The 12,017-nt window shown below is 55.6% G+C and carries 11 protein-coding genes and 2 pseudogenes; 7 read left to right on the top strand and 6 right to left on the bottom strand.

Translation table 11 applies throughout. From position 1 onward, the window contains the following. Positions 1–90: 90 nt before the first annotated feature. A complete protein-coding gene (locus G7064_RS06620) occupies positions 91–2,937 on the top strand; it encodes a PAS domain-containing protein (RefSeq protein WP_166072967.1) in 2,847 nt (948 codons plus the stop codon). Between the two features lie 27 nt (positions 2,938–2,964). Then, complete coding sequence (locus G7064_RS06625; RefSeq protein WP_166072968.1) at positions 2,965–3,387, top strand: response regulator; 423 nt, start codon at positions 2,965–2,967, stop codon at positions 3,385–3,387. 18 nt (positions 3,388–3,405) lie between these two features. On the opposite strand, the gene G7064_RS06630 is transcribed toward G7064_RS06625, so the two are convergent. The 4 genes from G7064_RS06630 to G7064_RS06645 all read right to left on the bottom strand — a co-directional run bounded on the left by G7064_RS06630 (position 3,406) and on the right by G7064_RS06645 (position 6,451). After that, complete coding sequence (locus G7064_RS06630; protein ID WP_166072969.1) at positions 3,406–4,020, bottom strand: M15 family metallopeptidase; 615 nt, start codon at positions 4,018–4,020, stop codon at positions 3,406–3,408. Between the two features lie 311 nt (positions 4,021–4,331). Further along, positions 4,332–5,633 (bottom strand): serine hydrolase, encoded by a 1,302-nt coding sequence (locus G7064_RS06635; RefSeq protein ID WP_240935780.1) that lies wholly within the window; start codon positions 5,631–5,633, stop codon positions 4,332–4,334. Between the two features lie 123 nt (positions 5,634–5,756). Next, complete coding sequence (locus G7064_RS06640) at positions 5,757–6,077, bottom strand: hypothetical protein (RefSeq protein ID WP_166072970.1); 321 nt, start codon at positions 6,075–6,077, stop codon at positions 5,757–5,759. Positions 6,078–6,127: 50 nt separating this feature from the next. Continuing rightward, the gene (locus G7064_RS06645) at positions 6,128–6,451 is read right to left on the bottom strand and encodes a hypothetical protein (RefSeq protein WP_166072971.1); all 324 of its coding nucleotides are present in this window, start codon (positions 6,449–6,451) and stop codon (positions 6,128–6,130) included. Positions 6,452–6,590: 139 nt separating this feature from the next. On the opposite strand from G7064_RS06645, the gene G7064_RS06650 reads away from it, so the two are divergent. The 5 genes and pseudogenes from G7064_RS06650 to G7064_RS06670 all read left to right on the top strand — a co-directional run bounded on the left by G7064_RS06650 (position 6,591) and on the right by G7064_RS06670 (position 10,496). Further along, positions 6,591–7,415 carry a hypothetical protein gene (locus tag G7064_RS06650; protein ID WP_166072972.1) on the top strand — a complete coding sequence of 275 codons (825 nt, stop codon included), beginning with the start codon at positions 6,591–6,593 and terminating at the stop codon, positions 7,413–7,415. A gap of 247 nt (positions 7,416–7,662) precedes the next feature. Beyond that, positions 7,663–7,994: pseudogene (locus G7064_RS23225) on the top strand (rhomboid family intramembrane serine protease); the annotation flags it as partial. 122 nt (positions 7,995–8,116) lie between these two features. Then, positions 8,117–8,275 (top strand): annotated as a pseudogene (locus G7064_RS23230) (rhomboid family intramembrane serine protease); the annotation flags it as partial. Between the two features lie 164 nt (positions 8,276–8,439). Beyond that, complete coding sequence (locus tag G7064_RS06665) at positions 8,440–9,393, top strand: T9SS type A sorting domain-containing protein (RefSeq protein ID WP_166072976.1); 954 nt, start codon at positions 8,440–8,442, stop codon at positions 9,391–9,393. Continuing rightward, entirely contained in the window at positions 9,390–10,496 is a 1,107-nt protein-coding gene (locus tag G7064_RS06670; RefSeq protein ID WP_166072977.1) for an esterase/lipase family protein, read from the top strand. Before G7064_RS06665 ends, G7064_RS06670 begins: the two co-directional genes overlap by 4 nt. A 149-nt stretch (positions 10,497–10,645) precedes the next feature. Here G7064_RS06670 and G7064_RS06675 read toward each other — a convergent pair whose 3' ends face one another. Together G7064_RS06675 and G7064_RS06680 are read right to left on the bottom strand one after the other, a co-directional pair. Next, on the bottom strand, positions 10,646–11,029 hold the full coding sequence (locus tag G7064_RS06675; protein ID WP_166072978.1) for a GNAT family N-acetyltransferase: 384 nt from the start codon (positions 11,027–11,029) through the stop codon (positions 10,646–10,648). A 173-nt stretch (positions 11,030–11,202) separates the two neighbouring features. After that, positions 11,203–11,994 (bottom strand): hypothetical protein, encoded by a 792-nt coding sequence (locus tag G7064_RS06680; RefSeq protein ID WP_166072979.1) that lies wholly within the window; start codon positions 11,992–11,994, stop codon positions 11,203–11,205. Positions 11,995–12,017 lie beyond the last annotated feature (23 nt).

Genomic DNA, 12,017 nt, shown 5'->3' on the forward strand with positions numbered 1-12,017 from the left:
TCTGTGGCTCTGGCTACACGACCTTCCTGGCTTCCCTCACGCTAATTGTTGTACCTTGGAAGGTTATCTGGCGGCTTTCTTTTCCTGTTTATGACTTCTCTGACAACTTCTGGACTGCCCGCCACCACGCTTCCCGCCCTGCTGGACCTGTTACCCAACGGCATTGTGTACTACACTTCGGTACTCGATGCGGGCGGCCGGGCAGTTGATTTTCGCTTTGCTTACCTCAACGCCACCGCCCAGCGCACGCTGGGTTTGCCCGCGCAGCCTACGGTTACATTCCTAGAGCAATGGCCGGATAGTGCGGCAAACGGCGCCTTTGCCTTTTGCCACGACACGTATCTGACCGGCACGCCAGCTCAGTTCGACCAATTTTACCAGGCTAGCGGCGACAACTTTATTCGGGTCTACGCCCAGCGTCTGGAAGAGGGACTATTGGTGAGCTTCTCCGACGGGGGTGAACATGCGCCCTCAGCAGCGGCTATGGCCTTGCGCGAAAGCCAAGCCCGCGAACAGCAGGCTCGTGCCGAAGCAGATGCGCAGAAGGCCACCTTACAAGCCACGCTGGAGCAGGCGCCCGTTGCCATTGCTATCCTGGACGGACCGGAGCACGTTGTCACGTTTGCCAACGAGGGCATGGGCTGGCTATGGGGCCGGCCCATAACCCAGATTATCGGTCGGCCGCATTTCGAGGCTTTACCTGACCTTACTGGCCAGGGCTTCGAGGCCATTTTTGCCGACGTGTACCACACGGGCAACCCGTATCACCTGCACGAGCAGTGGGTACAAATAGACCGCGTGGGCACTGGCGAGTTGATTCCGGGGTATTTCAACATTGTATATCAGCCCCTGCGCGATATCCAACAAACCATTACTGGTATCATTGCCTCGGCCACCGAAGTCACAGCCCAGGTAGAAGCCCGGCAGGGCGTGGAGCAGCTCAACCATGACCTAGAGGTTCGGGTGCAGGAGCGCACCCATCGGTTGGAGGAACAGCAAGGCCTGTTGAGCCAGATTCTGGGACAGGTGCCGGCCGCCGTGGCCACGCTCACCGGGCCCGACCACCGATTCGCGTTTTTCAACAACCAGTATTCTACTCTCACGGGCAATCGGCCCGTTCTGTATAAGACTGCAGCCGAAGTGCTGCCCGAAGTAGTGGAGCAGGGCTTCCTGTCGTTGCTTGACCGCGTGTATTCGAGCGGTGAGCCATTCATAGGAAAGGAAATTGCCATTTTGCTGGACCAGCCCACTGGCCCGCCTCTTCAGCACTACGTCGATTTCATTTATCAGCCCCTCAAAGACAGTCAGGGCCAAACTCAAGGCATTTTGGCCTTCATTCTGGATACCACTGAGGCCGTGCGTACGCGTCGGCAAGCCGAGGCGCTACAGGCTAAGGCACTGATAGCAGTGCAGCGCCGCGCCCAAGAGCGCCAGGAGCTGCTGAGTTTGTTTGAGCGGGCACCGGTGGCCGTGGCTCTGCTGCGCGAACCCAACCACCGCATCGAATACTTCAACGATTCTTTCGCGCAGCTATACCCGGCCGACAACCTGCGCGGGCGCACCGTACTCGAAGTCTATCCTAACATGGCAACGTCGGATGTTATCGGCCGCCTCGACCGAGTGTACCAGACGGGCGAAATGTATCAGGGGCTGGAGCAACCGTTGCGTACGGCCACGCCCGGCGGACCACCTCGTTACATTACTTTTACTTATCAGGCTTACCGCGAGAATGACCGCATTGCCGGTGTAGCCGTGTTTATCCATGAGGTAACCGAGCAGGTGCGGGCCCGCCAAGCACGCGAAGCTCAGCAGCAGTTGGTTGAATCGGTATTTGAGCAGTCGCCGACGGCCATATTTGTAGTGGAAGGGCCCAACTATGTGTTCAACATTGTGAATCCGCTCATGGAGCAGATTTTGGGTCGCAGGCGGGAGCAACTGGTAGGGCAGCCCTACTTTGAGGTGTTGCCGGAGCTCGTCAGTCAGGGGGTGCCTGAACTACTGAACCAGGTGTGGCAGATCGGTAAAACCCTTGTTGTAAAGGAAATGCCGGCTCAATTGCCGTACCACCAGCCAGATAGCCCGGGGTATTTTAGCTTCGTGTTTGAGCCCTTGCGAGATGCACAGGACTATGTTGTGCGCATTGCCTGCGTGGCTATCGACGTAACCGATCAGGTAGTCGCCCGCCAGCAGGTACATGCCCTCAACAAGGAGTTAGCGGCCACCAATAAGGAGTTGAACGATACCAACACCCGCCTCAGCCGTACCAACGCCGACCTCGACACCTTCGTTTATACCGCCTCACACGATCTGAAGGCTCCAATTTCCAATATTGAAGGCCTGCTACTGGCTTTGCGCCAGCAATTGCCCCCCGAGGCCCAGCAAGCCCCCCTGGTGCCGCGCCTCCTCGATATGATGGAGGGCTCGGTAACACGCTTTCAGCAAACCATTGGTCACCTCACGGATATATCCCAGTTGCAACGGGCCGAAGCGCCCGAAATGGTAGACCTAACCATTCTTATCGAAGGTGTGCGCCTCGACCTGGCCCCTATATTAGAAGCGGCGCCCGCTACCTTGCGCGTGACTGTAAACGGCTGCGAGGCCGTGCGCGTAGCCCCCAAAACCCTGCGCTCAGTGGTGTATAACTTGCTCAGCAATGCCGTGAAGTACTGCGCCCCCGACCGACCAGCTCAGGTGCTGCTGCAGGCACACTGCTTGCCTGGTCACTTGGTAATTACTGTACAAGACAATGGCTTGGGGCTTACCGCAGCTCAGCAGGGCGAGCTATTTGGTATGTTCCGCCGCTTGCACACTCATGTCGAGGGCTCGGGCGTGGGCTTGTTCATGGTTAAGCGCCTCGTGGACAATGCTGGCGGCACTATCACTGTGGAGAGCCAGCCCGGTGTCGGCTCTACTTTCACCGTTTTTCTGCCCGCCTAAGCTGGCTACTTTTATCCTATACTCTCTATGGAAAAGCTTTCGAGTGTACTGCTGGTTGACGACGATTCGACCAATAATTTCTTGAATGAGCTGCTTTTCAAGCAACTCGAAGTCACTGACCACCTGTTCACGGCGGAGGACGGAGCCCGGGCGTTGGACATCATCGTCAACACCGCTGGTCCTGATGAGCCGGCCCTCATTCTGCTCGACGTAAAGATGCCCGGTATGGGCGGTATTGCCTTCCTCGAAGCCTATCGGCAATTGCCCGCTACGAAGCACCGCGCCACGGTCATTATCATGCTCACTACCACCATGGACGCCCGCGACCTGAGCCGCTTGGAAGAACTAAATATCGCCGGCCTGGTGAGCAAGCCTCTCACCAAAGAGAAAATCGACCAGATTCTGCTGCTGCATTTTCAGCGAAGCTTACCGGTTTCTCCCCTTAGTTAGCCCAACGCTACCCCAGGTTCAGCCGAAAGCCTGAAACTCCAGATCCATGAGGTCATGGTTTTCCCAGCACTTATGATCGAAATGCCACCACTCACCGGTGTATTGCTCAAAGCAGTGCCGGCTCATAACGGCCCGCAAAACTGCCCGATTGAGGAGGGCCAGCGTTGGAACTCCTGAAAAATCGGCGTGGGCGGCAGGCGTCATATCGTCGAAATCGGTGGGCATGCTGAGTTCCTGGCCCGTGTTTAAGCTCACCAGCGTTACATCTACCGAGCAACCCCTATTGTGGCGGGAGCCGCGCCATGGCGGAGCAGCAAACGTTTCATCGCGCACATGGTCGTAGAAAGCTACCGAAACGCTATATGGGCGGTAGGCATCGAATATCTTCAAGCCCACTCCGACGGCATTTAGTTCGGCCTGCACAGCGCGCAAGGCCGCAGCAGCAGGACGGCGCAAATATGCTTTGGGCTGCTGATACAGCGGGCGGCCAAGTAGGTTGGCGGCGGTGGCATAGCGGATATCCAGCGTGATGCTGGGAATAAACTTCGCAAGGTCAACTAACTCGCTATCTGCATTTTCCCGCACCTGCCGATGGTAATCGTCGGGCATGGAAATGATGCGTAGGCCATGCATATTCGGGGATATGGACTCGCTGGGGGGCATTTTCTGTTCTCAACTGCATGCCCATAGGTGAAGGCAGGCTTTGTACTAATGCAATATAGCGGCCACTTTCCATACAGCCGACGAACGCCAAAAAGGCTTAACGAATGCAAGGCTGAGCTTCGAGTATTAGTGTGTACTCTTCATTTGACTATTAGTTGCTGCTCATTATTAAAAGACGGTGAGCAGCCGTGCTTCAACGCTTATTTATTTTGCTAACACAATCGTAAACAGCATCTTGCAATAAAAAAGCTTAATCCAAAAAGGTTACATAATTTAGAAAATCACTTTCGTTGCGTTTCCCGGAATTGACTTAAATTGGGCCGATAGCGGCGGAGACGTTTCAGTTCATGCTGATACACCGCCTGTCCCAAATCGCGCATGAAGGGGAAGCCAATTGCATCATACTCGTATTTGTCGTCGTTGAGAATACCGTCTGCATTCGTATAGATCACGGCCGACAGCAGAAATTCCACGCCTTGCGCCTCATTCGTGATGTAGGCGTTATCAATAAGAAACCCGTAGGCCTGCCCAATTTTGTTGAAAATGCGCACGCCCGACGGCAACGGCCCCGCCGGGCCGCCCGCTAGCAAAAACTTGGCGTAGTTATCAGGGTATTCCAGCGAGTCGTAACGCGGGGCCTCACTTTCCCGCGGCAACATTGCCATATACCGCCTCAGAAACTGATAATCAGCGGCATCGAGTTGAAATCGGCGTTCTGCCGGTAAGCTTTCCGGAAAAAGTATAGCCCGCAACACTCCCTGCAAACTTGCCAGAGAAATGTAATTTTTGGTGCTGAAATCGAGAGGCTGCTCTATCCGTTTCTCGCCCTGCATATAGCCCTTGCCTATCTTCTCCCCTTTCAGCTTAAGCTGAGGCCAGGCACCTGCAAAAAAGCCCCCCGGCTGCTGATACACTGGCATTTGCAGCGACGAATCGGCGAAAAAGGTCATCGGATTTGTGTGACGCGAACCCGGTTCTTGGTCGCCCACCGAAAGACGATGCATCAGCCGTACGTGCTGGTATCCGCGCCGGTGCAGCTCAGCGTTGAGCGGCCCCGGACCCAGAAACTCATACAGCCGATTGTAAGCGTCGTTATCACTCACCAACAACACTTTGCGAATGTAGTGCGCAATACTGGCCCGACCTGTAGAATTAGTAGAATCTCGCACGACGCGCGTTTGGCCAGCAAAAGCTGAATCGATGCGCACGGGCGATTCTGGCGTCAGGGCCGGATGCTGGGTGCGCAGGCCGCGCAGCTTTTCGAGCGCCAGCACGGCCGCTGGCAGCTTCACTGTACTGGCCGGGTAGAAGTAGCGCCGCAAATTTGCCCCCCCGTAGGTGTAAGAGCGAAAGTGAGGCTTGTTTTGGGCGTCGCGGTTGATTTGGGTATAGATAATCTGGACGCGATACTGCTTTGGGGCACGTAAAATACGCCCAAAGCGGGCGGTATCAGCGTGCAACAGGCGGCGCAATGGGTTGCCTGTCTGGGCCACCGCGATAGGGCTCATTAGCATATTCACCCCGACTATTACCGCACAAAAAGGCCCCCACCACTTGTCTTGGCACCATCTGGTATTTTTCATGGCTGGGAAGATACGCGGGTGCGTGCTTACAGCCTATCAAATGATGCGTAGGTAAGTACTGGGGGCCTCTGGGGGGCAAATTTGCCTTCCTGTTCTAAATAAGGGTGGCTTTAACGCTTTGGGTTAGCGACCTGAATTCTCGCTTTCGCCGCCAGCCTCAGCGGCACGACGCATGTCGGCGCCATCTCCGCCTTCCATGCCGTTGGTTTGGTCGCTGTCGCCGTAGTCGCCACGGATACCGGCTCCATCACCCATATTGCCTTGGGTGCTGGTAGTAGTAGCATGTTGGCCACCTTGTGGTTGTGCCTGCTTCTGATCGTGCTTTTGGGCGGTAGATAATGCCTCATTATTAGTGGTGCCATCCTGGCCACTGTTGGTAGTACTCACGCGGTTTGCGCCGCTGTCTTCGGAAGTTGAGTCGGTGTTCTGTGGGTGGTTTGTCATGATGGTATGCAGTGGATTAAGAATGAGATGAGATATCAAAACAGCTTATGCTACAGGTTTACTCGGCCAGTCTCGCCGCCCGATACACCCGTGCCGCTGCTGGTTGTGCTGCCCCCCACGTCGCCCTCGGCGGCATTGCCGGGCTCGTCATAGGTAGTGCTGGTGCTTACGTTTTTGCCTTTAATTTCCTGGCCGCCTTCGGTGCCGCCGCTCCCCGAGTTGTCGTCGGCGTTGAGGCCACGCAGCGAATCGTTGCCGTCGCCGGACGCCTGGCGGCCTTCCGGCTGGCGCTGATCGGATTGGGAAACAGTGCCTTGCTGAATAGCGCGGCTATCGGTGGATTGTTGTTCGGGTTGGTTTTGGTCGTTTGCCATAGCAGAAGAGGTTAGAGCGAAAAAGTACTTGCTGAACTATACGCGGGTTTGGCTTTAAAAGGGTGGCATTGCCGTGCTTTTTTGCCAACTTGGGGAGTTTATTATCCTCTCTATTTCTCACTTGCTACCCAGCTTACGCATGTCATCGACTCCAGACAATTCAAACGATTTATTTACCCAGAAAACCAATCCTGAACTCCTTTATTTCCTCCAGCATCCTGACCTCTACCACGAGGCTGTAGTAACCGCGGCCCGGCAAGAGCTGCACCGGCGTGGTGTAGCGACCAGCGCCCATCTTTCTGATACTGAAAATTATACAACCGACGACTATGAAAACGAGCCTGTTGAGCGGCGCTGGTTGGCTCCCAGTATTGGTGTGGCGCTGCTGGTAGTTGGGTGCTTGGTATATACTCAGTTTCATAAGCCCGCTCCTGCTTTTGCGGTTGTGCCCAAGGTCACTACCGAACTAAAGTCGGTGGAGCTGAATGTGTTACCGACTTTTGAAGTTGAAACCGCCGCGCAGCTAAAGACGGAGCCCAGCCTTTTGCCCCCCAACGAGCGCACCGACAAGAAGCCTCTGGGCAAGTACCTGATTCTGTCGGGCCGTTTCTGGAAAGCCGAAAAGCAAGCCGAATTTTTGGCCAACCAAGTAGCCATAGCCAAGATAGATTCCACGTTTCCGGGCAAAACCGCGCTGGTATACGACCAATGGCGCGAGCTGACGCGCGTATTGGTTTACAATCATAATCTGCGACCCGTAATGCAGCAGCGGGTAAACCTGATGCACGACATCGCCAACCGGCGGATGCAGTCGTTGCAGGAAATGCGCGAAAACTATTCCCTGGGCCGCCCACCTATGGATGGCGAAGTAATCAAAACCCTGGCTCCGGTGGAAGATATGCTCTACGAGTTGCGCGGCGGTAAGCAGCCCACCCGACACATCGACATGACGGCAGCGCGTTGATGACCAGTTCTATGGCCGTATGGACCCCGATAACTCCCACGATTTATACGCCCAGAAAACCGACGCTGAACTCTTCTTTTTAGCCCGGCAGGCGCAGCGCTTCCCGCCCGCAGTGGTACAGGCCGCTGTGCGTGAGTTGCAGCGGCGCGGCCTTGTGCCCACAGAAGGGCCCGCGTCACCCATCCCTCCATCTCCATCCCTTCCCGACGAAAGCACTGGTCGTCTCCTGCTGCGGAGCTTGCAGGCCATGCTGTGGCCGGCCGGTTCGTTTTTCGTCACGCCCCTGCTGCTCGACCTGAACATAGTGATTTATGCCCTGCTGGCCTTTACCGCGGCCAATCCGCTCGCGCCGAGTGGGGAGGAGCTAGTGCAGTGGGGGTCTAATTTTTCGCCGCTCACCTTGCATGGGCAGCCCTGGCGCCTGCTTACCAGTTGCTTTCTGCACGGCGGCGTGGCGCATTTGCTGCTTAATGGACTAGGGCTGCTGTTTCTGGGGTCGTTGCTGGAGCCGCTGCTGGGCCGGTGGCGCTTGCTGGGGGCTTTTTGGTGTGCGGCATTGGGGGTAGCCTAGCCAGTGTGTGGTGGAATAGCGCGGGGGTAAACTCCGTAGGCGCGTCGGGGGCCATTTTTGGGTTGTACGGGCTTTTGCTGGCTTTGCTTCTGACGCGCGCCGTGCCCTTCGGCCGCACCCAACGCCGCACCTTGCTGTGGTTTGTTTTCTACTTTATGCTCAACGGACTAGTAGGCAGCCTAGGGGCAATATCGACCACGCGGCGCATCTGGGGGGCTTATTTACCGGTTTATTGGTCGGAGCGCTGCTCGGCCGCACGCGGCTACCTGGCGCTACTGGCGGCGCCTGATTTTTTGGATTTCCCCCAAAAGCTCGGCAGTTACTATTTTGTTACTCGAATTAGCGTTAAACAAACAACCCAATAGCTAATTAGCAACGTAGTGTACCCGTAACTTACAACCGAGTGGACGGCCGTTCTGCTCTTCTTTACTCCTACCTCAATCTGACACCTGCATGAAGGCTCCTTTACTTTCTCTTTTGTTACTCGGTGGTTTATGGTGGTCGGGCACGGCTGCCGCGCAAAGCACCTTGGCTAATGGCACCTTTGAGGCTTGGGCTACGCAAAGCAACGTGGAAGCGCCCACGCAGTGGATTACCTCCGACGAGATTGGAGCGGCCATCTTACCGCTAGCAATAGGCGGGGTAACGAAATCGACGGAAGCGCACGCCGGCCAGTTTGCCGCCCGCCTGACTTTCAAGAACATAAGCATTCCGTTGGTAGGTAATTTTCCGATACCGGCAGTGTTATTACTCGGCACCGAAACCCCGTTAATCAATCCGAATAACTTGCCGCGCACACAGGAGGATATCCTTCGGCTGCGGCCCGGCGGCATCCCGTTCACGGCCCGACCCACCGCTATGCAGTTCTGGTTTAAGTATACCGGCACCTCCACGGAGACGGGCCAAGTGGGCCTAGTATTGTCGAAGGAGGGAACCATAGTGGGGCAGACTTCTATTCAGCTTATGGGCGGCGTACCGGATTATCGTCTGATAAACCTGCCCATCACGTACAGCGCCACCACCATGCCCGATACGCTGCGCATTTTCTTTGTAGCCGGCACGGGTGCAACGCCTTCACCTACTGCGTCTTTGTTTGTGGACGACGTGACATTGCCCCTTACCGTCACGGCCGACCGCAACCCGCAGCTTGAGGCTGCTTTAGTTGTTTATCCCAACCCCAGTTCCAACGGCGATTTCTCGCTAGCTTCTTTGCAAAAGCCCGGTGTAGCCACGGCGCCTTTTACCATTTCGGATGCTGCTGGCCGCATAGTACAGCGGCAGGGCGCGGCCCCCATCAGCGCCGCTAGTGGCCGGCTTATTAGTCTGCGGGGCCAGCCTGCGGGCGTTTACTTACTGCGCTTAAGCACGCCGGAGGGTACGCTGACGCGCAAATTATTGATTCAGTGACCGAAGAATTGCCCCCCGAGGGTTCTGCACCCAACCCTGACCTTACTAATCCAGAGCCCAAACCAGAGTCCTCATCAAGGTGGCAGCGGGCTAGGTCGGCTATGCGCCGGGCGGCTTCCTTGCCCGGCACGGGCCTTGATTTTCTGTACCGCACGGGCCAGGCGTACCGTCACTTTACCCTGCCAGTACTCAACGGTGCCATCGGCGACCAGCTAGCCGAGCGCCAGGATCGGCGGGCCATTCAGATGAGCTTTCGCCAGCACGGTGCTGATGTTGGCGTTGCTGATTTACGCCTAAGCACTGAGCCACAGAAGACCGTAGTGTTTCTGCACGGCCTGATGGGCGACGAGATGATCTGGCAGTCGGGCGCGGCCGATACTCCCCGCTACGGGCCGCTACTGCAAAAGGAAGCCGGTGTGCGGTCTCTGTATGTGCGCTACAATAGCGGCCTGCACATTTCGGAAAATGGCCAACTGCTCAATGTATTACTGACAGAGCTATTTGAGCATCACGCTGAAGTTATTGGCGAGTTGGTGCTGGTGGGCCATTCCATGGGAGGCTTAGTGATTCGCAGCGCGGGCCACTACGGCGTCCGTAAAGGCCAGGAGCAAGCGCCTTGGGTGAAGCATCTGAAGTCGGTGTTCCTGCTGGGTGTACCCAACGATGGGTCGTTTCTAGAGCAAAACAGCCACCTTACTTCCGTGCTGCTACGCAAGATAAACGTAGCGCCCACGCGCTTTCTCAGCAAAGCCATGGACCAGCGCAGCAACGGCATCAAGGACCTGCGCCATGCCTGGCTGGTGGATGAGGATTGGCAAAGCCCGCACGCCAACGACATTTTTGCCCCCCGCACCATGGTTCCGCCCCTGCCCGGCGTACACTACCATGTGCTGGTGGGCTCGCTGCTCAAAACCATGGGCTCGGCCCTCGACCATTACTTCGGCGACGGCCTCGTGGGTGGCGGCAGCGCCATCGGGCGCACCTTCGGCGACCCGGCGCTCCCAGCCGGGACGGTGGTAACTACCAGCGTATTTGCCCAGCAAAGCCATATTGGGCTTCTAAGTAATCCAGAGGTGTATCAGTATCTGCGGACTAATGTGTAGCTGGTCACCGCCAAGAGCCATTCTATCCTTACAGATGTCCTGACGCTTAGCGTGTGAGGTTAGAGCAACATCGGTGTGCTCTTTTACGCTTTGGGAGCTAGTTGCTTTATATAGCGAATCTGGCCATCGGGCGCGTAGCCATCAGGCTTCTAGCCCAACGCTTGGTAAAAGACGTTAGCGCGAATGGCAGGATCGGCACCCGTTGTAAGCCAAGCTTCCTGAATGCTGTGCCGCCGCAACTCCGCTTCCGCGGCTTCCATTAGCCGCCGCCCGATACCTCGGCCTTCGAAGCCAGGCCGGATAAAGCACGCAAATACCGTCCGCTCCGACAGAATTACCATCGCAAAACCCACGGGCTTATCATCTATTTCGGCCAGCCAGCCGGGACCGTCGCCCTGCAGCATTTCGACCACAGTGCTATCCGTGACACCCAGTGCTGCTAGCTCCTCGCGCGACTGGTGGTTTTCGCGCACGGAACATCGGATATCAAATAAAATCGGAACATCAGCCGGTGTAGCATGACGCAGGTTCATGGGCCTAGGCTTTGTGAGTAAGCGTTTAAAACTTGTGGAAAACGCACATACAAAATACACCGTGCTGCTTTAAAATGCAGACAGACAGGCATGTGCCTCTCGTTTGCTCGGCAGATGGCACTCCTAAGTTGAAAACCAACGTTTTATGTAGCCCAAAAAGCCCCCATAGTACTCTAGGAAGCTTTTTGGTGAAACGCATCGGTTAGGGCCCTCTTGCGGCCGAGATCAAAATTGTAGAGCAAACCTATGCCAAGGGCTGGTGTAATTTCCTTGGCGGGGTCCCAATTGCCGCCCGGGCGATTGGTTAAATTGCGCAGGGCAGCCGCTTCTAGCATAATGTCTACACGTGATCCTACTGTGTAACCCAAAGCGAATCCCGCAGTCAGATAAAAATTAGTGGCCCGAACGTTAACCTGTTCTTGTGGATATACCTGCCCTGCTATCACCTCTATATAGTCACGCTTATACCGATTGAACTCAGTTGTCACTCCTAGTAATGTTTGGAGATACAGGCGATGGCGTAACCGGGTAAGCCGATAGCGCAATAGCACGGGCAGGGCCGCGTCATATTCGTCTCTGTAGTCAGAAGAAGAAATAGGCTGTCCCATCGGGCCAAACCCTGAAGTACTCTCACCATAGGGGCGCGGATTACGCTGTAAAAATCCGACCTGCACTGCTAGTTGCGGTCGTAGATGATAGCCAACAAATAAATACAATGGATAGATATCAGCTTGTTGAACTGGGTAGCTAGTGGAGGCTACTTTATAAGCGTGCGCTGCTGCTTGAGCACCTGCATAAAACTGATATCGGCTGATCGGCTTAGTTATAGCTTTACTAGCCGCCGCTGGATCAACATAAATTTCTGATGGATTAGGAGGTATTGTTTGAAGGCTCTGAGCAAGACTATTAACGTTTATCATTAGCATGCCAACAAGGCAACCTGCTACGTGTAGCCAACCTTTCATATCGTATAATAAGTATATAGAAA

Origin of the sequence: Hymenobacter sp. HDW8 (assembly GCF_011305775.1) — a bacterium.
Classification (GTDB): Bacteria; Bacteroidota; Bacteroidia; order Cytophagales; family Hymenobacteraceae; genus Hymenobacter; species Hymenobacter radiodurans.